Origin of the sequence: Crateriforma spongiae, from assembly GCF_012290005.1 — a bacterium.
GTDB classification, from domain to species: domain Bacteria; phylum Planctomycetota; class Planctomycetia; order Pirellulales; family Pirellulaceae; genus Crateriforma; species Crateriforma spongiae.
In genome coordinates this window covers 77846-99850 of the sequence record NZ_JAAXMS010000011.1, presented here as the reverse complement: position 1 = coordinate 99850, position 22005 = coordinate 77846, and the positions used below count along the sequence as shown (strand labels likewise).

Genomic DNA, 22005 nt, shown 5'->3' with positions numbered 1-22005 from the left:
GTCAACCGATCGTACGCATCGGCGGCCCGAGAGGCAAATAAAATGGGTGGCCCCTATTAAAGAGGACGGGGCGGTGATGGCTGCTTGTCGCTATCCGTTTAGGCGGATGCCGAGGGGGAGTGATTCGCCGAATACGGCGTCCTGCTCTTCGCTGGCAAGGTCGCCGCCGCTTTGAACGAGCTGAACGTAGTGTTCGGACGCGCTGTGTTGCCTGAGGAAAGAGGAGACTTGATCGCGGTCGCTTTGTGAAAGGTCCACGAATCGGTCGCCGGTCCGCCGGGCCAGTTGAACAAGAGCAAGTTGCAACATGGTGACAGTCTCGGGTGTCAGCGTTTCCGAGTTTGATCGTCCAAAGCGAATCAAGTCGTCACACCAAATCTCCGCTTGCCGTCGCGGCACGATCGACGACATCACGCCGGCGACCGGTCGCCGGCTGCCCAACCGTCCAATCGACCAAACCAAAGTCGGATGCTGTGCGGCGCGTTTGGGACGCTGCAAATCGGCGACCGCGGCATTTCCAAATCGAATTTTCTGTTCCACCGCGATCTGTTCCAACGATGCAATCAAACGCCACGCTTCGATGGCTTCATTGGCGGGAACACTCGTTTTGCCCACCAGAATCGACTGCCACGTGTTTGACAGTTGATTCTGTTGCGTTGACGTTAATCCACCGGCAATCCGACGCCATAGGATCAATGTCTCCAAACGCGATGCGGCTGCCGGAAACGCGATCTTCCCATGCACGCGACGCCACGTTTCGGCTACCCGCCAATCGTCCACGGCCATTCCGTAACCAGGGCGAAGACAGTAACCCGCCAGATTCAACCAACGTGCTTCCCGAGTGGCATCGGTGCGTCGGCCGGCTTCAAGATCCATCAGACTTTGCCATAGCTCACGAAGAAGTGAGGGTGGCCATGCCGACCGGTGCTCACCGATCACACGCTGCAGTTCCTTCACCAACTTTCCAGGCTTCAACGCACCCGCCCGCTCTGAATCGAACACCGATGCGATGCACGCTTTAGCCTGCTGTACCACCGCTTGATCCACGATCCCGGCCGCTTCGCCAGACGATTGATGGGCTTCGCGATCCGTTTCGATAGTGCTGCGAATGTCAAAGTCAAGTTTCCAGCGTTGACGTGAATCGGTTTGCACACAGTGGATTGCAACCGTGCCAATTTCGCTCAACTCCGCTTCCAAACGCACCGCAACCGATCGATCATCGTTTCGGTTGCGGCCCTTCACCGCTGTCCGCACCGGTGGCAACGCAGACATGGATTGATTGTCGATTGGTACAACCTGATCCGATTGATCCGCCAACCGAGTGCTGCTGACCCAAACAGGAAATTGCACCGGAGTCCCCAACTGCATCATCAGCGGGTGCGAATCTGCGGTAAAGGTTTGGCCTGGCTGAGCGCTGCCCGGAATCAAAACCAAACCTGCCGGCGGATCTTGTTCGACTTGAAGGTAGTAGGAACGCCCCAGGTTGGCCGCAATTCGAACCCCTTTGCCGCGTCGAACCATTGCGTAATAGGCTGCCCCGCGGGCAACCGCCAAATCCAAACGGGCCGGCGTCAAAACTTTCGGTGTGTGACGAAACCAGCGTTGAATTGATTCGACGATTCGGTTCTGTAACCGGCTGGACGACATGACGCCGCCGTTGAACAGCACCAAAGTCGGATGGGTCTGGGCGGTTTCATCATCTTCGTCGATGCCGCTATGACGATGTTCGTTCAAGAATGCAGCCAGATGTCGCGTGATCGCCGCGTCGGCTGCATACGGTAATCCGAATTCTTGAAAGCCGCTGGACCCGGTCTGAGGCTTGTCCGCAAAGTCGACGACGGGAAAGAAACCATCTAAGACGACGCCATCAATTTCTTCGGCCGTCAATGTGACCTGCAATCCGCCGCTCAACAGCCCCGATCCTTCTCCCGGCAAATGAATCGTGTATTCGACCGGACGGTCATCCCCCAACATGACTTCTTTGGCGGTCCTGGATGCCCCGATCAGACGATCCCATTGGCTGGGTGACAATCCATCGGGACTGGCATCCGGCATGCCTTGTAACAGTTTCTGCTCGGCAAACTTGGCGATCGCCAGATCCAGATTGTCGCCACCCAAGATCAAATGGTTGCCGACGGCGACACGATGGAACTGAACCGTTTGCGTCGAATCGCTGTCGGCCGATCCGGATACCGCTGCCGATGCCGGCTTGACGCGAATCAGGGTCAGGTCGGTAGTTCCACCGCCCACGTCACATACCAGGACCAAGTCGCCGGGACGAACGGATTCGTGCCACTGGCCACCTTCGCGATCGATCCAACCATAAAACGCGGCTTGGGGTTCTTCCAATAAGTGCAAGCGTGGCAAACCCGCTTGCTTGGCCGCCTGCACCGTCAACTCTCTAGCGACTTCGTCGAACGACGCCGGCAAAGTCACGACCACATCCTGTTCACCCAGCGGGTGTTCAGGGTGTGCGTGATCCCAAGCGGATCGCAGATGCCGCAGGTAAGCTGCCGATGCCTCCACAGGCGACAATCGATCCGCTGTCGGGTCACCGTGCCACGGCAAAAACGCCGCTGATCGATCCACACCGTCGTGCGACAGCCAACTTTTTGCCGATTGAATTCGACGTCCCGGGTGTCGCTGCCCCGCGGTTCGTGCCAAAGTCCCAACACACCGGTCCGTCGACTCGGTATCCCAGGCCATCTGCAATGACGCGCCGGAACGTTCCGCATCGGTGCATTGGTAGTGGAACGATGGCAACGTCAATCGTGATTCACGAACGCCAAAGTCGACCCACTGCGGCACGGTAAAGTCGTCCACCTGCCAGCTGGACGCATCACCGTGTTCGTTATCCACGAAAGCCAACGCACAATTGGTCGTTCCCAAATCGATTCCGACGGCATACCGTGGCGATTCGTTGACGGAGTCGTCGGCATCGGCATGCGTTGCCCGGTTGGCGTCTTTGTTCATCACAGCGGCTGAGGGTTCGGTCGAAACAGGACGCAGGATTTTCGATGTCAAATCGTTCCGACGCAACCGGCGATCAATCACGCTGCACAACCAACGTGGACACCGACATGTGGGCTGCGTTTGCCAAGGCCGTGGAGGGCCTTCGTCCCGGCGAAGTCGTCAGCTATGGCGATATCGCTTTGGCCGCCGGGTATCCGCGTCGGCATCGTGCTGTCGGCACACTACTGCGGCAAAGTCTGGATGCCCTGCCTTGGTGGCGAGTCGTCTATTCGTCCGGACATCTGCCGCCGGTCAACCCGACTCTCCAAGCGTCCCGTTTGATGGACGAGGGTGTTCAGATTTCCGGCCTGAAAGTCACCCGGTCGCCATTGGGACGATTCGCCGAGGCATAAAACACCAGCGGCCCGGCAGGATCGTCGAAATTGTCAATTCGCATCATCACGGACGTTGAATTCCATCTTCCAAGCATCATCCGATTTGGTGCTGTGACACCACAATTCGAACATCCCCAATTCGGTGACTCGACTGCGGAACTGCACCGGAATGAAGGGATCGTCACCGGCCTGCTGGCTGGTCAACGTCAATTCAATCGGATCACTTTCGACCAATTCGTCTTCGGACCATCGGTCCAGTTGCACCCCGACGCCATCGTCGGCACGCACGCTGCTGGCGAAGAATCGGAACCGTGCCGGCGCACCGACGACAAGCCCGACCGGTTCGCCCGGGACCTCTGTCTCGGTCCCTTCTTCCATTCCCTGAGGCGCCACACACAATGCACGCAGCGGACGCGGTACCCCGGGGATCGCCAAGCCGGCCGTTTCGATGCCAATGTAATAGGACCTCGCTGTACCCCCGCGAATACGTATGCCGCCGCTTTGTTTGGACCAGCCGTAGTAGGCCGCACCGATGGCCACGGACGTGTCCAAGTCCTCCGGTCCGCCCAACACGGTCGGTGCGTTGTCGCACCACGACGCGATGGTCTGGACGACACGGTCACGGATGGCCGACGAGCGAAAAACACCACCATTAAGCAACACGTGGGTGGGTTGTGCCAAAGCCGAATCCGATGCGTCACCACCGGTTGCACCGGAGTGCTGTGCCAAGAACGTCGCGATGTGTTTTGTAATCGCGGGATCTTGTTCAAAAGGCAAACCGATATCTTGGAAACCCGATTGAGGTTGCCGCACAGGACGTTCGTCGGCGGAACAAGTCGGAAAGAACCCGTCCAAGACACAGGCAACAACTTCATCACGATGCAACGTCGTGCTGATGGTCGAAGCGATCAATGAACTGCCGCGTCCCAGCACCGACACCGTCTGTTCGTCCGGACCTTCCCCGGACAACAGTTTTTCCTTTGCGGCGCGACAAGCGTGCCAGAGCGCGACGCTTTGCCAAGGATCCAATTGGTGGCCTTCGGTGGCCAATTTTTGCGAAGCCAAGTGGGCGAGAGCCAAATCCATGTTGTCGCCACCGACCAGCAAGTGGTTGCCGACGGCCATCCGCTTCAGATTCAGTTCACCGTCGTCTTCATCAATCGACACCAAGGTAAAGTCGCACGTGCCGCCGCCAACGTCGACGACCAACATCACGTCGCCGGCTGACAATTCCCGTCGCCAATGATCCCCGCGTTCGGCCAGAAAACGGTACACGGCCGCTTGAGGCTCTTCCAGGAGCACAAAGTTCTCGTTCAGCCCGGCATCGATCGCCGCTTGTCGGGTCAATTCGCGAGCCGCCGGATCAAACGATGCCGGCACCGTTAATACCACTTGCTGGTCCGCCAAGCGGTGACCTTCGTGCTTGGATTGCCACGCTGCGATCAGGTGGCTCAGATACCGACCGGTGGCCGCGACAGCCGAAACCTTGGGCACATCGGCCGGTGATTGCCAAGGCAAAACGGCACTGCCCCGGCCGACCGACTGGTGACACAACCAACTCTTGGCGGCCACCACGACACGATGGGGATTGTCGGCGGCCTGATTGCGGGCATAAATGCCGGCCACACCGCCACCCGGTTCGCTTTGCAACGTGGTTCGCAGCGATTCAATTTCACCATCGCGCGGCAAATACAAGAACGATGGCAAATGCAGAAACGATTCCATCTGGCCCGGTTGCGCCAGTTGGTCGATCGGCATCACCGCGTCGGCGACGTCGTCGGGCGATACATCGGTTTCGTTGGAAAAGGTTCCCACCACACAATTGGTGGTCCCCAAGTCGATGCCGACGGAATAAGCAGCGGTCATAGATTGGTTTTCAGGCGAAAGACATCGAGATCGAAAAATCGACCCCGTTTTCTGTTAGTTTCGCCCAAGATTCAATCGCATCATCGCCGCCAGTTCCACCAGGTGTCGCAGACCGTCGCAATGGGCGGTGTAACGCAAACGAGGACGCAGTTGATCCGAAAGCGCCCGCCCGCCGATCAAAAGCGGTACGTTTTCGCCGATCGCTTCGGCCAGACGCACCTGAGCGGCGACAAAATTGGCGGCGTCGGCGACGACCGAAACGCTCATCCAAACCAATTGCGGCGAATAGTCATGAGCCGCCTGGACGAAACTGTCCATCGGAACGCTGGCCCCCAGACTGGTCGCCCGCCATCCGACCTCGCGGAGCGCCAATTCCACCATGGCGGTCGGCAATTGATAGGGATCACCCTCCGGTGAACCGCCGATCGCAACCGGTGCCCCCGCGGGCGGATCGGGCATCTGCGATCGCAAATCGTAGATCAGACGCATCGCGATGTCGCACCCACGACGCTCCTGATAAACGTCCAATTCGTTGCATTCCCAGGCACGACCGAATCCGTGCATGGCGTCGGTGATCAAGTTTTCCGCCGCTTCGCTGCGCGTCATCCCGGCGTCGATGCGTCGAGCTAATAAATCGCGGCAACGACGTTCGTCGCCCGCCGCTAGCGAATCCCGAAACTGCTGCTGCAACGGATCGGAAGCATTGCCGATCTGCGTCCGCCGATTGGGCGGCAAGACGGGCAAGCCCAGCACTTCCGGTTGGCTGAGCGAACGGTTCTGTGAAGCCAAGAAATGTTGCAGCGCATCCAGCGTGATCCTGCGGTGACCGCCCACCGTTCGGATCGTCGGAATCAGTCCTCGATCGCACCATCGCTTGACCGAGGATTCGCTGACCTGCATCGCCTGGGCAATCTGCTTCGGTGAATATTGCGGTTGTCGGGCGGCCACGGGATCTCGATTTGAACGTTTATGAAGGAGAAAACGAGCTGACGTGAACGTTTTGCGTCGAATCGTTCACTGCGACTGTAGGCAATTCGTCCAGTCTGGCAGCGTTCTTGGACGCAAAACAGCCAATTCGACGGCCCCACTTCCCATCGGTCGGCCGTCGGTCGCAAACAATCATACGCCTGTAAACACGTAGAAAAAGGTCATTTCCCGCATTTCTTCTCCAATCGACGGTATGCTGCTTGCTTTCCGAACCGACGAAAGATAGAACTTCCCTTGCGATGAACGTTTTGGCTGTTTAAAACGTCCACGTCGGCCGGTTGAGGTAACGATCGCCTCCACTCGCCTTTCGCGACTCACCAGATCTCTTACCGAGTGTTCGACATGCCCAAGACAATGCCCACGTCCGCCCGTCGCCCGGTCAGCCCCACCGAAGTCCAATCGCCCACGCCCAAACGGGCCAGCGATTTTCCCGCACGACGCCCCGGGTGGATGAACAGTGACGAATTGGCCGAAGCGGTCGCCGAGGTCGCTGGTGACCTAGTCGACTATCAATCGATGTCGGACGCTGAGCTGCGAATCGTCACCAAACGGCGTCTGAAAGCCGAAATTGATTTCATCGCCAACGACAACTTCACCAAGCCGGGTTGTGGCCAAGAGGTGTTTCGCGAGTCACTGGATCTGGCACCGCGACAAACCAGTCTCGGCATCGCCGCGATTCGAAAAAGCGGAATCGACTTGCCCGTCCACCTCAGTCGGTTGTGTGAGGCACCGCTGTTGAAGCCGGAGCAAGAACGGATGCTTTTCCAGCGAATGAATTTCTTGCTACAGCACGCGTCGATGCACCGTGCTTTGCTGAACCCCGATCGTCCGTCACGGCGACGACTGGAACTGATCGACGAGATGATCCGATTGGCCGATTGGCACCGTGATCGGATTGTGGAAGCAAACCTGCGTTTGGTGTTTTCGATCGTCAAAAAGTTCGTGAACACAAACAACGGATTCGACGAACTGCTTAGCGATGGCATCGTTGCCCTGATTCGAGCCGTTGAAAAATTCGACTTCGATCGCGGTTTCCGATTCAGCACGTACGCCACCCAGGTCGTCCGTCGTAATTCGTATCGGACGGTTGTTGTGAATCAGCAAGAACGCCAAAAGGTGGCCGGGGGAATCCAGGACATGGACATCGATATCAGTGACGACGAACGAACGTCGGCGATCAGCGAAAAACGCTGGCATGAATTACGAAGCCGACTGGCCGTGATGTTGAACGACTTGGATCGACGCGAGAAGTTGATCATCCGTGCTCGATTCAGCCTGGGTTCGCACCGTAAAGTTCATACGCTGCAATCGTTGGCCGATCGCTTGGGTGTTTCCAAAGAACGTGTTCGCCAATTGGAACGCCGAGCCATGGACAAATTGCGTGCCATGGCGGGGGATGTCAAACTGGCTGACTTGGAAGCGTAAACGCTGCACCGGAAAATTCGTCCGCAGCCGTGTAGCGTTTTCGTCGGCTGGTCAGACACTTCCGTCGCCGGATCGGTAAGAACCGCCACCTTTTAACTTGGGGCCAAGCTGTCGTGACTCGATATGTTGCCGAAAGCCGGTTGCCGGTGTCGCAGGAGCAGGCGTTTGCCTATCACGAACGCCCCGGATGTCTGCAGCGTCTCACGCCGCCCTGGGAATCCGTCTCGGTAGAGAAATCGGACGGAACTCTGCAAGCGGGCAGTCGCGTTGTTCTGAAAACGTCATTGTTTGGCGTTCCTTTGCGGTGGGTCGCGAGACACACCGTCTACGATCCGCCATCGGAGTTTGCGGATGTTCAAGAATCGGGCCCGTTTGCCCGTTGGGAACACCGTCATCGCTTCGTCGCGGACGATCAAGATTCGTCTCGCCTGATCGACGACGTAACTTACACCGTTCCGGCGGGTTCGATCGGCAATGCACTCGGCGGCGGTGTCGCCCGAGGCAAAATTGAATCGATGTTTGCGTATCGCCACCGCGTGACTCGTGACGATCTGGAATTGGCGGCTGGTACACCACTGTCGCCACAACGAGTTGCCATCAGCGGTGCGTCCGGGATGGTGGGAGATGCTTTGTCGTCGATGATGACGCTGCTCGGTCATGACTGCCGTGACATCGTGCGAGACAAAGCCAGCGATGAAAGCGAAATCGGTGCCTGGTCGGACGATGACGCGGTGCAAAAGTTCGAACAGGTCGACGCCGTGGTTCACTTGGCCGGAAAGCCGATCGCGTCGGACCGCTGGACCGACGAAGTCAAGCAACAAATCCGTCGCTCACGTGTCGACAAGACTCGCGATCTTTGCGAGACGCTTGCCAAGTGCACGAACAAACCCAAGGTGTTGATTTGCGCGTCGGCCAGCGGCATCTACGGAGATCGTGGCGACGAAATATTGACGGAGGATAGCGAGCCCGGTGATGACTTCTTGGCCGATGTGGCAAGTCAGTGGGAATCCGCCTGTCGTCCTGCGGTCGAAGCGGGCATTCGTGTCGTGAACGCTCGGTTCGGTTTGATTCTTTCGCCTGCGGGCGGTGCGCTTGAAAAGATGCTGACACCGGCCAAGTTTTGCGGCGGAAAGTTGGGTAGCGGCAATCAGTTCTATTCCTGGATCGCCTTGGACGATGTCCTCGGTGGGATTTATCACAGCATCGCCAACGACTCCGTCAGTGGCCCGGTCAATTTTGTCTCGCCCGAACCGATTCGCAACCGCGATTTTGCCACCATCCTTGGTCGTGTGCTGGGACGTCCATCACTGTTTCCCGCGCCGTCCGCCGCACTGCGACTCGGTCTTGGCGAAATGGCCGACGCGTTGCTGCTTTCAAGCACGGCAATCATCCCAAAACGGTTAAGCGATTCGGGATATCGATTCCGTTTCACGGATCTTACGGACCAACTGTCTTACTGTCTGGGCAAACATCGATTGCCGTCATCGACATCGGATCCCAATTCCGAGAAAACGGTCCAAGCGGCATGAACGCGGGTCAGTGGGCAGTTTTATTGAACGTCGCGTCGACGTGGTACATGGTCGGCCTGATTTGGGTCATACAGATCGTCCACTATGCGATGTTTGACCAAGTCGGCGAACAGAATTTTCAACGATACGCAGTGGATCATGCCCGACGAATCACGCCGGTCGTCGGCATCCCGATGCTGATTGAATTGGCAACGTCGGCTTATCTGGTTTATCGCCCGCCGCCACAGTTGAGTGTCTTTTGGCTGTGGGTCGGACTCGTGATGGTGGGCTTGATCTGGTTGTCCACCGCGGCGATTCAGGTGCCGTGTCATGATCAGTTGGGACGTGGATTCGACGCGGACGTTTGTCGCCGCCTGGTTCACAGCAACTGGATTCGCACGGTCCTCTGGTCGGCTCGCGGTGTCTTGACCTTCTATCTGGTCAGCCGATTGTTGTCGGCGGATTGATTCGTTGTCGCCCGACGGACATGTTATATGTCGCACGCCGGCGGTTTTTCCGGTGTGATTTCAAAGGCCTGTAGGGACGAAAGTGACCTTTGCCGGATCCGCTTTCCGACGCATTCAAATAGGGAGCATTGCGGGAATGAAGTTTTGTCTAACCAAGGACACGTGCCGCCGAATCTCGGGGCTCGCCGCCGCGTTGTGGATCGGATTGACGATTGTACCCAGCGTCCAAGCCCAGCAATCAGCCGATTCGCCGCGTCGACAAGCCAGGGCCAATCGAACCAAACAATCGGGGATCGACAAGACGCTGTTCGCCGCGGACGTCGACCCAGGTGACAACTTTTACCGCTATGCGAATCAAGTGTGGTTGGACTCCACCAAAATTCCCGGCGACAAAGCGGATTACGGGATCTTCACGGTCTTGAGCGACCGGACACGACAACGTGTGCGAGTGCTGATCGAAAACGCGGCACGGAAAGAGGCTGAACCGGGAACGCCGGCGCAGAAGGTCGGTGACCTGTACAACGCCGTGATGGACACCGCGGCACGCAACGAGGCCGGGTTACAGCCGATTCAATCATTGATCGACAGCATCGATGCGGCGGAGGATCGTGATTCGTTGGCGGCCGTCATGGGCAAACTGGTCACCGCCGGTGTGTATGGCCCGTTTGCGCCGTATGTCTCGGTGGACGCAAAGAACAGCGACGCCTACACGGTGTACGTCACGCAGTCCGGACTCAGCCTGCCCGATCGCGACTACTACCTGGAAGACAACGAACGCTATCAAAAGTTGCGTCAGCAATTGTCCGAGTACATTGCGGATCTGTTGAAGGTCAGCGGAGGTGACGTAGAACAAGCTTCGGCGGTGATCAAGATTGAAACTCAGATCGCCGAAAACCACTGGACAAAGACGGAGAATCGCGACCCCGACGCGACCTACAACGCAACGAGCCCCGCCGATTTGAATCAAATGCTGGGTTCGTTCGATTGGCCGGCATTTGCATCGGCTTGTGGGATCGAAGGGCAAGACAAGTTTGTTGTCCGTCAGCCGAGTTACTTGCAGGCGTTCGGCAAGTTCTTTGAACAACAAGATCTGGCGGCGTGGAAAGCCTACTTGAAGTTCCACACCGTGGATGCGTACGCGTCGTCGCTGACCGAAACCCTGGAAAAACGGCACTTCGACTTTCACGATTCGGCCGTCAGCGGTATCGATCAACAGGAAGCCCTTTGGAAACGCGCGGTCGGTGTAACCGGCAGCGTCTTGGGCGAAGTCGTCGGCCAACTGTACGTCGAAAAGTACTTCACGCCGCGTGCCAAGCGTCGGATGTCGGAGCTGGTGGACAACCTGAAAGCCGCGTTCGAAAAGCGGATTGATCAACTGGATTGGATGGGCGATGGAACAAAGAAACAAGCCAAGCAGAAACTGGACTTGTTCACCACGAAGATCGGTTATCCGGACAAATGGAAAGATTATTCGTCGCTGAAAATCGAAGATGGCCCTTTGGCGAAGCATTTGATCGATGCATCGCGTTTTGAACACCAGCGAGAACTGGACAAGTTGGGCGGACCGATCGATCGCAACGAGTGGCATATGACGCCGCAAACGATCAACGCGTACTACAACCCGGTGATGAACGAGATCGTTTTCCCGGCGGGTATTCTACAACCCCCGTTCTTTAACTTGGCCGCCGATGATGCCGTCAACTATGGCGCCATCGGTGCCGTGATCGGGCATGAGATCTCGCACGGCTTCGATGACAAGGGCAGCAAGTACGACGGACATGGCAACTTGCGGATGTGGTGGACGCCGGATGATCGCGATGAATTTGAACGCCGTGCATCCGTTTTGACGACTCAGTACGACGGCTTTGCCCCCTTTGACGACATGAATGTCAACGGCAAGCTGACGCTGGGCGAAAACATCGGTGATCTCGGCGGATTGAGTGTTGCCTATGAGGCGTACCGCTTGTCACTTGACGGAAAAGAAGCGCCGGTCATCGACGGTTTGACTGGTGACCAGCGGTTCTTTCTGGGGTGGGCACAGATCTGGCGGCGGCTGTATCGCGAATCGGAGTTACGCAAGCGGCTGATCACCGACCCGCACAGTCCCAGCGAATATCGGGTGAACGGAATCGTGCGAAACATGGACGCTTGGTATGACGCATTCGACATCCAAAAGGATGACGAACTGTACCTTGCACCGGAGGACCGGGTCCGTATTTGGTGACGATCTGATGGGTGTTTAGCAGACCGTGCTTCGCCATCGTCGTCTTTTGCAGAGTGAAATAGGCGTGTCGGTAATGCAGCGTTCGGTAAGCCATGACATCGCTAGCCAAGGGTTCCCTTGTTTTGCAGGGAGACGCCGACGCTAACGTGCTCGGCGCAATGCACGGCGGGATTCGAACGCTAGTTTCGCAGAGCGAAAGGCGACTTTGCGGACAAACGCGGTGTCCTAAGCGGCTTTGTACAGGATGCCGCTGCGTTTCCGACCGTGGGCTTCGATTGCACCGGTTTGTCGCAACACATAGGCGATCTTTTGTGCCACCCATCGCGGCCGATCGATTCGTTTTGCTAAATCAGCGGTGTCGAACGCTTCACCGCCGTCGGGCAACCCGACCAGTGCCAACAAATCCTCTCGCTGACGAAGCTCAATCGATTCGCCGATTGATTCCAACATCACATCAGCAACGTCATAGTCGGTGTTCCACCGGCGGCGGCGACGCCGGCCCTTGGTCGGAACACGAAGCTGTTGAACGTCGACACAGGGAGCTTCGATGACCAGATTTGGATGTGGGAAAAGTCGCGTGAAGTAGATGAGGTCTTCGAACAGATCCAGCGGGCCGCCCTTTTTCGGGCTAAGCCGACGCGACGTGATGGGCCCGTCTTTTTTCTTGGACTTCAAGATTCGCGTCCGGTGGACCACCGGTTTGACCACTCGCACACGATGGCGTTTGACCAAGTCCGCGATCTTGCGACCGATCGCGGACAGCGATGCACACTGGACCTCGATCAGTTCGTCGCCGCGCAAGGCATCGATGCGATAGCGGCCGATCCGCATTTCAATTTCGTGCGGCGAACCGGCGTACAGTTCTTTCAACTGGCGGTGTAGCGTCGTTTCCATCCATGACCACGCTGGGACGATGCCAGCCTATTCCGGTTCGATGCCGAAATCGCGGATCGTGCATAAGGTTTTTAGTTCCAGATCGACTTTGGCAAATGCTTCGCTACCACCGGCCAAACGGTCGATGATGCCGATCACGTACTTCACATCCAATCCGAACTCGCGTGCGGCTTGGACGGCGCGAATCGCACTGCCACCGGTCGTGATCACGTCTTCGACGATCACCACCGACTGACCCGGCTGAACCGGGCCTTCGACTTGTTTTCCAGTGCCATGTTCCTTGGCTTCTTTGCGAACCATGAAGCCTTTTAGCGGCAACGATTCCAGACCGGCAACGGTCACGATCGATGCGGTGATGGGATCGGCACCGATGGCCATGCCACCGACGGCGTCGGGCAACGGACCGGACTGCTTCATCACGTCCAGCATGCCGGCGGCGATCAACGTTGCACCCTTCGGATGCAAGGTGATCTTGCGGCAATCCAAGTAATAGCTGGCCTTTTTGCCGCTGGCCAAGGTGAATTCGCCGCGCTGCAAAGACTCCGATTGCAGCAGGGCCAACAAAGCGTCGCGGTCGTAAGGGACGTTCATTGTGGTCAATCAGTCAGGTCGGTGAATGGATGCGATCGGTCGCGGCGGTGCGTCGCCACGGCTCGCAGGTCCTTTCCCCCGCGAACACGCCAAGCGTAATGATCGGCGTCAGATGACAACAGTGGACGTGCCTTGGGCGTGTTTGAAATGCCGTCATCCCGAACGCGTCGACGCCTAACGTCGGATCGTCACGCTGCTGCCCTGTGACAGGATGCCGAACAAGTCGCCGGCAAATCGACCGGCCACGCTGATGCAACCTTTATCGGTCGGACTGTTGCTGTCGGGGCTGCCGTGAATGCAAAGCTGACCACCCAAGTCCATCCACATGCTGCCGTAGGGATTGTTGGGGCTGCCGGGCGGAATCGGCGATCCCGCGGCATCGTAATAGGTGCGTGCTGATTGTTTGTCCAACACGGTGAACGTGCCTTCGCGTGGCGATGGATCACTGCCGATGGCGATCGGGAATCGCCCCGCATAAAGGTCGCCCAAGAACAACGTCATCTCGTTGCGTTCCAAGTCGACTGTTGCACGAAACGGACCACGCAAGACCTTCAGATCTGTTCCCGGCAACACGGTGATCGGATCGTCGATGCCATTGATGTTCGCCAACAACTGCCAAGGAATCTCGTACTTCGCGGCGACTTGCATCAGGGTTTCGTTTTGCCCGACGCGGTGGGGCTGTTCCAACAAATGCTTGGTCGAATAGACGACTTCGCGAGCCAACGGGTCCAGTCGGCTTAGCAGTACTTCGCGATCGGCATCGGACAGGCCCGGTTTTTCAAAGAACAAACTGAGTGTCGCCAACGCTTGCTTCTTTTGATCGCTGGCGTACTGCTGGTCAGCCATGTGAACCGCGTTTGCCAATCCGAAATCCGAGCTGGACGATTGCGATGAATCCTTGGCAACTTCGGCGGAATCAAACAGCGGGTTTTCACGAATGCTGCCTTGACCATCGTCGGCGAACGTCGGTGAATTGCTACCCAGTGCGTCGACTGCAGAGCCATCGTTTTCGGCGGGTACGTTGGTCGGAAGGTCGGACTGAGCACTGACTTGTTGATTCCATCCGCTGTCGGTGCCATCGAAGACGGCGCCGGCGAGTTCGGCCGAAGGCATGTTGAAGTCGTCACTGCCGGTCGAATCAAACTGCTCGGTTCCGCTGATTTGAATGTCGGCGGTTTGGCCACCGGTGTCAGGCAAATCCATCTCGGGGGTGGACGATGACGGGCCGCCCAAATCCGCGTACTGGTCGGAGATGTCGCCGTGGATGGCACCACCGCCATCGCCCAGCAGACTGGAGGATTGATCGTCGATACTGCCGGTTACCCCGGTTTGGGGCACTCCGGCGGGCGGCATTGCCCCACCGTCGGCCATCATCGGATCGCCCGATGCGAACGCGGTACCGGTGTCAAAATCGCCCATTTCATCGCCCAGACTGATGTCCAGATCGCCGGGCATGCCGACGTCGATGCCGAATTCTTCGGTGGCACGGACGAGTTCGTCCATTGCGGGGCCGGCCGTTTGAGGTGGCGTCGTCAGCGACACGTACGCAGCGTACATGACCGTGACCAGTAAAACGACGATGGCGGATGTCTTCAGCGTTTGCACGACGGTCCTCCGTGACCGCTGTCGGAGCGAGAACTAAAAGCAGCTTCGTAGGCTTTAGCAGGTTCCCCCCGCTGGGTTCTAGATCAATTGGAATGCGCTCGGTCAGATTCGCTAAACTGACCGCGGCGGTTAAGATTTAGCAATCTTCTGCGTGATCTTCGCCGTCGCAATGATCTCGTCATGAGGTTCGCCACGCCCGTTTGTTCTTCAGCGAAAAAACTTCCATGAATTCGAACAAGACTCAGAAAACCACAGCTTCCGAAGCCGCTCCGGTGCAACCTGCTGCAAATCGTCGTCAATTCTTGTCGACCGCCGGCGCCGCGGCAGGGGCCGTCGCCGCAACATCGGGGGTACACACCCAAGTATTGGGCCAAAACCCTCAGTCGCCAACCGAAGCGGTTCGAATCGCGTTGGTCGGAGCGGGCGGACGTGGCGGCGGCGCGGTCAACAATACGTTGACGATCAACCCGAACGTTGAACTGGTGGCGATCGCCGACATCGACGAAGAAAAGCCCGCGCGACTGCGGGACCAAATGGCCAAACGCTACGAGAAGAAGGTCAAGATCACCGACCAGTCGCTGTACACCGGTTTGGATGCGTACAAAAGAATCTTGGACGACGAGAGCGTCGACCTTGTCATCTTCACCACTCCGCCCGGCTTCCGTCCGCAACACGTGATGGATGCCGTCGACGCCGGCAAGCATGTGTTCGCGGAAAAGCCCACGTGCGTCGACCCGGCCGGATACCGCGTTTGTTTGAAAGCGCACCAGAAGGCGATCGCCAACAAGACCGCGATCGTCACGGGTACCCAGTATCGTCGCCAGGTCAACTATGTCGAAGCGATCCGTCGACTGCACGCGGGTGAAATCGGCGACATCATCGGTGCGACCAGCCGCTACTGCAGCAACGGCATCTGGTACCGCAATCGCCGCGACGGAATGTCGGACACCGAATACCAAATCTACAACTGGATGCACTTCATCTGGTTGTCCGGTGACCAAATCACCGAACAAGCGGTGCACAACATCGACCTGATGAATTGGCTGATGCAAGGCCCGCCGGAATCCGCATTCGGCGGTGGCGGCCGGTTCACTCGACCGGAAGACAGCGAAATGTGGGACAGCATGTCGATCGACTATCGCTATCCCGGCGACCGTTTCATCAGTTTCAAATGCCGACAAATCCCCGGTGCCAAAGGCGAAACCGGAACCAAGATCTATGGATCCGAAGGCACCGCGCAAATCTTGGGCGGCAACGGCGGCGCGTGGCTGAAGGACAAAGACGGCAATGAAATTTGGTCGATGAAGGGTGACATCGGTGCCGCGTATGAACAGGAACACAAAGACTTGGTTCAGTCGATTCGTGCCGGTGACCCGATCGTCGAATTTGCGGAAACCGCCGCCAGTTCGCTGACGGCCGTGATGGGTCGGATGGCGGCGTACAGCGGACAATACGCCACTTGGGACTTTGTGACCAAAGAATCAACGTTGCAACTGTTCCCCGACGAAATCGATTTGTCGGCGTCGCGTGAATCCAGTCACGCGATCCCGGGCAAGACCAAACTGGTCTGATCGCCCACCGCAGCAACGCCGCACGTCTAGCGGCGCGGGATGTAGAAATCGACCGTGTCTTTTCGCATGATGCGGTACTTCACCCCGTGCCGCCAAAGCACAAAGTAGGGACTGAACGGGTCGACCAGTGCGATCGCATCCTGGTCGTTCCCGTCGCCCGCTTGATCACGGACGACTTCGCGATAAAGCGGCCACATCAAATAGTCTCGCAGCATCGCGTCGCAATTGATGAAGTAGAAAGCGGGACGCAACGTTTCCGCCAAGCCCGCGTGGGGCATTTCGATTCGACCCGTCAACTGGCCGACGCGATCCTGAAAGACCTTCAACAATTCGCTGCGATTCACATCGTCTTTGGGGTGCTTGGGCGGTGCCCCTTCCAAAACGCGAATCTCCGGCATTGGATCCAATGCGGCGGCCGTGATATCGTCGCCCGTGATCGCGGCAAGAGCACGCAAACCACGCAGCCAGTCACGCCCCGCCTTGGAAACGATTTCCGCGGGAATCGGATCCGGACGACGAACGACAAAGTACAAATCACGACGTCCGTCGGGCCGTTGGTTGTGTCCGGCAACGTCGTACAGACGGTCCAACCGATCGTGGACTTCGTCACCGCCCGGAAGATCGCGAAACACGTCGCCCAAGCCGGTGCCGTCGGGACGAAAGTGTTGGAAAAAGCCGATCAGACTGTCCGGGCCGTCCATCACCGGACCACCGGCGTCATCTTGGCCGATGATGTTGGCGGCATCACGACAACGTTCGATCAATTCGGCCGGTTGAATCAAGAACGTGAATCCTGGTTGAAGGTCGATGGATCAAGCGCGCCGCCGGAACCGATTCGCCAGACGTCAAGACGGCCCGAGAACATGCGGGCATGGACGGTCATGGGGGCATCCACGGTGTCGGCTGCGAAAACCGGGTTACTGTAGCGGCGCGATCAAGTCGCACCAGGTCCGGCGGTGATCGATCGACCTGAAGCGTCTACTGACGCTCGATCCATTCATTGATTTCGTCGGTGATCGTCACGTATTCGCCGATGAACTTCATCATCCCCGCGACGACCGGTTCGTGCGTCGCCAACGCCAGCCCCGATAAACTGTTGGACTGCATCATCGGGACCAACCCGGTCGCCGATCCACGACCGATGCGTTTCTTGGTGGCTTCGATTTGCTTGGCCAATCGCATCGCCTCTTTCGCATCGTCCGAACCCGAACCGGCGACGATCATCGTTGGCAGACGGATCATCGCAGGGTCACGAATCACTTTGTCGATCGCCAATCCTTTGAATGTCTTTTTGGGGCTGACATAGATCACCGCTTTGACGTCTTGGCCCTGTTTCTTGCGGCCGACACTGGGAAAGGCCCAGTCGCGTTGCGTCCAGGTCGCGCCAAAAATGGCGCCTTCGCCGACGCCGATCACCACCAAAGCGTTCAGGTTCAGCTTGCCGTCGTTATTCTCGTCCTTCAAGAAACCCTTGGCGGCTTCCAAGTCCGACGACACGATCGCTTCCATGTCGGAGCGTCCCATCCGCTGAGGATCAAACTCTCTTTCTCGGCCGCTGCGGTCCACATAAGTCCGGCTGCCACCGTGGGCGCGGTACTCGGGGATCAAAACCGCAAAACCTTGCTTTTGATAAAACTTGGCCATCGGCAAGTATGGACTGGCTTGCCCGCCCCATTCGTGAATCAACAGAATCGGGATCGCCTGTTTCTTCTTCGTCGACTCCAGATAGATCGCACGCAACTTCACGCCGTCGCGAGTGGTCAGGGTCACGGTGCGTGGTTCTGGTTCCGCCGGCTTTGCCGTTCGGCGCTGTCGCCCCGGACGTGTTTCTTGGGCCGACGCACTGGACGGCAGACCAACGATCAATGACGCGGCCGCCAACAACAACAGGCCCGTTCGTCGTGACAAAATTTGAAAAGACAAGCTTGAAAGCATGATTGGAATCGCCAGAAGATTCGGTCGGTTCGAATGATCAATGTTCATTCTAACCACCGACGGTCACCGCTTCACATCCTTTCCGTCGATGCGACCCGGCATCAAGCAAGACCGACGGCGTATGATTTCGATCCAGCGTTTACCTGGCGACTTCGATGAAGTGGGATTCACGCACCACGGTGACCTTGATTTCACCCGGGTACGTCAATTCCTGTTCAAACGCTTTCGCGATCTCGCGACAGATCACGGCGGCGTGTTGATCATCGGTGTTTTCGCTGTTGACCAAGACACGAAGCTCTCGACCGGCACTGATGGCGAAAGCCTGATGAACGCCGTCGAACCGCTTGGCGATCGCTTCCAGTTCTTCCATCCGTTTGACATACCGCTCCAGCGATTCACGGCGAGCCCCGGGGCGACTGGCGCTGCAGGCATCCGCGGTCGCTACCAGCATCGTATACGGATATTCGGTCACGATTTCATCATGGTGTCCACGAGCCGCGTGGACGACGACATCGCATTCCCCCGACCTTGCCAACAGATCGCCACCGATTTTGGGGTGGCCGCCTTCCAGTTCGTGGTCCGCCGCTTTGCCAATGTCGTGCAGCAGTCCTGCGCGGCGTCCGAGGTCGCCGTCCAGTCCGATCATTTCGGCCAACAGCCCGCTGATGAAGGCGACTTCGACACTGTGACGTAAAACGTTCTGGCTGTAGCTGGTCCGAAAATGCAATCGGCCCAGCATCTTGATCACGCGTTGATGCAGCCCGCTGACGTTGACTTCATCGGCTGCTTCGATGCCTTTGCGTTCGATGAAGGAATCGATTTCCTTCTCCGTCGCATCGACCGTTTCTTCGATCTTCGACGGGTGAATCCGTCCGTCGGTGATCAGCTTTTCCAGTGATGCCCGCGCGATCTCGCGACGCACCGGATCAAACGCGCTGACGATGACCACACCCGGCGTGTCATCGATGATCAAATCCACGCCGGTCTTCTTTTCGAACGCACGAATGTTTCGACCTTCGCGACCGATGATTCGTCCTTTCATGTCATCCGTCGGGACGTCGACGGTGCTGGTCGTGGATTCGGCGGTGTGTGCCGACGCGAAACGCTGGATCGCGGTCAACAACATCTCACGACTTTGTTGTTCGACTCGCTGCTGCAATATTTTTTGATGTTTCAGAAGCGTCGCACCGACTTCGCTTTGAAGTTCATCTCGCAACGAATCCAATAATTGATTCGTCGCCTCGGCCCGCGAAAGCCCGCTGGCCTTTTCCAACACCTGGGCCTGTTCGTCGATGCGTTGTTGCAACAGTTCGCGTTGTTGATCCAAGTCACGCGTTTTTTTGGTCAACACGTTTTGACTGTGTTCCAAACCGCGCTGTTGTTTGATCAGACTTTCTTCCTGGGTGGCCAACAGTTCTTCGCGGCGTTCCAGCTTGCTGATCAGCTTGTGTTGTTGGGCACGTTCGGCGGCCAAGTCCTGTTCGGCATCGCGACGCAACTGCAACGCTTGTTCTTTGGCGTCAACGATGATCCGGTTCCGCTCGACTTCCGCTTCCCGTCTGGCGGCTTCTTTGGTTTCTTTCGCCTGTGTTTCCAAGCGTTGTTGGAATCGAGCGTACATCCGCTGGGCCACCGCCAACACGGCGGCCACGCCCAAGAAGAAAAAGAAGAGGCAGTAAAGGATGAATTGAGCTGTCTCGGCAGTCATGTCGCCAACGCGCGTCTTGCTGGGTCAGGGACGTTGAATCTCGTTGCCGGAATCGAAGCCCGTAGTGACCTTTCTATGTCAAAAGCGACCGCCTAAGGACGGCTCGCTGAAAGTTGCCATGGTAGCGGTATTTGTCCACCGGCGGTATCACCGTCGCCTCGCCCCGCCAGACCCGCATGCGGAAAAGCATCCGTCGTGCGGGGAATGAACCGGTCAGGCGGAATGGGTGGCCATCAACGGTTCCCGTCGCGGCGGTGATTGTCGCCCGCAGCGACCGTGGCCATGATTTCGATATGTCCAGCCGTCCGATCGAAACGTCGATGTCCCCCCCGCCACAGAATCACTGGGACCGCCTGTTGGCCGGCATCGGGCAGCGTTGGCCGGCCTCACGTTGGACCGACACGGGCGTGGTGGTCGGTTGCAGCGGTGGTGGCGACAGCGTCGCATTGCTGTTGGCCTTGCACACGATCCTGCGACAGACCGACGGTTCCGGGTTCTTGGTCATCGCACACTTCAACCACGGTCTTCGCGGCGACGCATCGTGTGGCGACGCGGAATTTGTGTCGGACTTGGCGAACAAGCTGGGTTTGACGCTGCGGTCAATTCAGGCGAGGCCTGGCGAAAGTGTGTCCGACGAATCAGCCCTGCGCGACCAACGCTTGGACTTCTTTCATCGCGTCGCATCCGACACCGGAGCCCGATACGTCGCGCTGGGGCACACCCGCGATGATCGCGTGGAAACGTTTTTGCACCATTTGTTACGCGGCAGCGGACCGGCCGGTCTGTGCTCTCTGCCCGCCTTTCGGCCACTCGGTCACACGCCCGAACGCAACGATTTCGTCATCGCACGGCCGCTACTGGATCTGCACCGCAGTCAAATTCGCCAAGCCCTGTCGGAGATCGGCCAGTCATGGCGCGAAGACGCCAGCAACCAGGGAACCGAATACACACGAAACTGGATCCGACACGACGTCCTGCCGGTTTTGCGTCAGCGGTTTCCGCAAAGCGACGACGCCATTCTTCGCGCCGCAGCCACGCTGGAATCTTGGCGGGAAGTCATCGACGAGTCGGCCCAGCGATGGTCAGACCGAGCGATCCGATGCCTTCCGGCGACGCCCGACGGACCGACCATCGAAATCGACGCCGGCGATCCACCCGCGAAGGCCGTCGTCGTGATGGCGGTCCAACAATCCTGGGACCAGTTGCTTTGGCCTCGCGGCGGCATGAAAGCGACGCACTGGACAACGATCGACCAACATGTCCGACTGGGCGACGCTGTTGCGCGAACCGAAAAGCCCACTGCCCGAGACACCGTCGTGCCCGCATCGGCCACCGTGATGTTGCCCGGTTCGGTTCGACTTTTGCGATCCGGTGAGCGTATTCGGTTGATCAGGCCAGCGCCTTGACCGCTTCGATCACTTGATCGTCGTGCCCATCGACGCGAACCCGTTTCCACACTTTGGCCACTTTACCGTCGGCGTCGATCAAAAAGGTCGACCGTTGGATGCCCATCGACTTTTTGCCGTACATGTTTTTCTCGCGATACGCACCGTACTTTTCCGACATCTTGTGATCCTTGTCGACCAGCAATGGAAAAGGCAGGTTGTATTTGTCTCGAAAATCCTGGTGGCTTTCGGCCGTGTCACCGCTGACGCCCAGCAATTGCACGCCCAGGTCGGTCAGTTCCCCGTAACGGTCGCGAAACGCACACGCTTCCTTGGTACAGCCCGGCGTATCGTCTTTGGGATAGAAGTACACGACGACCGGCTGGCCCTTCAGATCGGACAGTTTGACCTTATCGCCGTCGGCGTCGGGCAATGTGAACGCGGGGGCTTTCGTACCGGCTTCGATCCAGTCAGCCATGGTGTTTGGTTCCT

The 22005-nt window shown here is 57.9% G+C and carries 17 protein-coding genes; 7 read left to right on the top strand and 10 right to left on the bottom strand.

Features of this window, described 5'->3' with window-relative positions:
• Positions 1-90: 90 nt before the first annotated feature.
• A complete protein-coding gene (locus HFP54_RS23315; protein WP_168566994.1) occupies positions 91-2973 on the bottom strand; it encodes a hsp70 family protein in 2883 nt (960 codons plus the stop codon).
• 44 nt (positions 2974-3017) lie between these two features.
• Between HFP54_RS23315 and HFP54_RS23310 the strand changes: the two genes are divergently transcribed.
• A complete protein-coding gene (locus HFP54_RS23310) occupies positions 3018-3365 on the top strand; it encodes an MGMT family protein (protein ID WP_168566993.1) in 348 nt (115 codons plus the stop codon).
• Positions 3366-3398: 33 nt separating this feature from the next.
• Here the strand turns inward: HFP54_RS23310 and HFP54_RS23305 are convergent, their stop codons facing one another.
• A complete protein-coding gene (locus HFP54_RS23305; RefSeq protein WP_168566992.1) occupies positions 3399-5213 on the bottom strand; it encodes an Hsp70 family protein in 1815 nt (604 codons plus the stop codon).
• Between the two features lie 54 nt (positions 5214-5267).
• Positions 5268-6161, bottom strand: a complete 894-nt coding sequence (locus tag HFP54_RS26280) for a helix-turn-helix domain-containing protein (RefSeq protein ID WP_146413479.1) — start codon at positions 6159-6161, stop codon at positions 5268-5270.
• 381 nt (positions 6162-6542) lie between these two features.
• Here HFP54_RS26280 and HFP54_RS23295 point away from each other — a divergent pair, with 381 nt between their 5' ends.
• The 4 genes from HFP54_RS23295 (at position 6543) to HFP54_RS23280 (ending at position 11824) form a co-directional block, all read left to right on the top strand.
• Positions 6543-7625 carry a sigma-70 family RNA polymerase sigma factor gene (locus tag HFP54_RS23295; protein WP_235952250.1) on the top strand — a complete coding sequence of 361 codons (1083 nt, stop codon included), beginning with the start codon at positions 6543-6545 and terminating at the stop codon, positions 7623-7625.
• Positions 7626-7738: 113 nt separating this feature from the next.
• Positions 7739-9154 carry a TIGR01777 family oxidoreductase gene (locus HFP54_RS23290; RefSeq protein ID WP_315853964.1) on the top strand — a complete coding sequence of 472 codons (1416 nt, stop codon included), beginning with the start codon at positions 7739-7741 and terminating at the stop codon, positions 9152-9154.
• Positions 9151-9600, top strand: a complete 450-nt coding sequence (locus HFP54_RS23285) for a hypothetical protein (RefSeq protein ID WP_168566991.1) — start codon at positions 9151-9153, stop codon at positions 9598-9600. The genes HFP54_RS23290 and HFP54_RS23285 overlap by 4 nt, the downstream gene beginning before the upstream one ends.
• Positions 9601-9736: 136 nt before the next feature.
• Entirely contained in the window at positions 9737-11824 is a 2088-nt protein-coding gene (locus HFP54_RS23280; RefSeq protein WP_168566990.1) for a M13 family metallopeptidase, read from the top strand.
• Positions 11825-12049: 225 nt separating this feature from the next.
• Here HFP54_RS23280 and HFP54_RS23275 read toward each other — a convergent pair whose 3' ends face one another.
• The 3 genes from HFP54_RS23275 to HFP54_RS23265 form a co-directional block, all read right to left on the bottom strand.
• On the bottom strand, positions 12050-12718 hold the full coding sequence (locus tag HFP54_RS23275; protein WP_146413484.1) for a DUF8091 domain-containing protein: 669 nt from the start codon (positions 12716-12718) through the stop codon (positions 12050-12052).
• A gap of 27 nt (positions 12719-12745) precedes the next feature.
• Positions 12746-13309, bottom strand: a complete 564-nt coding sequence (pyrE, locus tag HFP54_RS23270) for an orotate phosphoribosyltransferase (RefSeq protein WP_146413485.1) — start codon at positions 13307-13309, stop codon at positions 12746-12748.
• 174 nt (positions 13310-13483) lie between these two features.
• Complete coding sequence (locus HFP54_RS23265) at positions 13484-14914, bottom strand: L,D-transpeptidase family protein (protein WP_315853963.1); 1431 nt, start codon at positions 14912-14914, stop codon at positions 13484-13486.
• A gap of 224 nt (positions 14915-15138) precedes the next feature.
• Here HFP54_RS23265 and HFP54_RS23260 point away from each other — a divergent pair, with 224 nt between their 5' ends.
• A complete protein-coding gene (locus HFP54_RS23260; RefSeq protein WP_168566989.1) occupies positions 15139-16485 on the top strand; it encodes a Gfo/Idh/MocA family protein in 1347 nt (448 codons plus the stop codon).
• Between the two features lie 26 nt (positions 16486-16511).
• Here the strand turns inward: HFP54_RS23260 and HFP54_RS23255 are convergent, their stop codons facing one another.
• The 3 genes from HFP54_RS23255 to rny form a co-directional block, all read right to left on the bottom strand.
• The gene (locus tag HFP54_RS23255) at positions 16512-17267 is read right to left on the bottom strand and encodes an apolipoprotein acyltransferase (RefSeq protein WP_168566988.1); all 756 of its coding nucleotides are present in this window, start codon (positions 17265-17267) and stop codon (positions 16512-16514) included.
• A gap of 196 nt (positions 17268-17463) precedes the next feature.
• A complete protein-coding gene (locus tag HFP54_RS23250) occupies positions 17464-18420 on the bottom strand; it encodes an alpha/beta hydrolase (protein ID WP_146413488.1) in 957 nt (318 codons plus the stop codon).
• Positions 18421-18559: 139 nt separating this feature from the next.
• Positions 18560-20128, bottom strand: coding sequence for a ribonuclease Y (gene rny / locus HFP54_RS23245; protein ID WP_146413489.1), 1569 nt, complete (start codon positions 20126-20128; stop codon positions 18560-18562).
• 320 nt (positions 20129-20448) lie between these two features.
• Here rny and tilS point away from each other — a divergent pair, with 320 nt between their 5' ends.
• Positions 20449-21534, top strand: a complete 1086-nt coding sequence (gene tilS, locus HFP54_RS23240) for a tRNA lysidine(34) synthetase TilS (protein WP_168566986.1) — start codon at positions 20449-20451, stop codon at positions 21532-21534.
• On the opposite strand, the gene bcp is transcribed toward tilS, so the two are convergent.
• Positions 21518-21991, bottom strand: coding sequence for a thioredoxin-dependent thiol peroxidase (bcp, locus tag HFP54_RS23235; protein WP_146413491.1), 474 nt, complete (start codon positions 21989-21991; stop codon positions 21518-21520). The two genes, tilS and bcp, sit on opposite strands and share 17 nt — an antisense overlap.
• Positions 21992-22005: the final 14 nt, after the last annotated feature.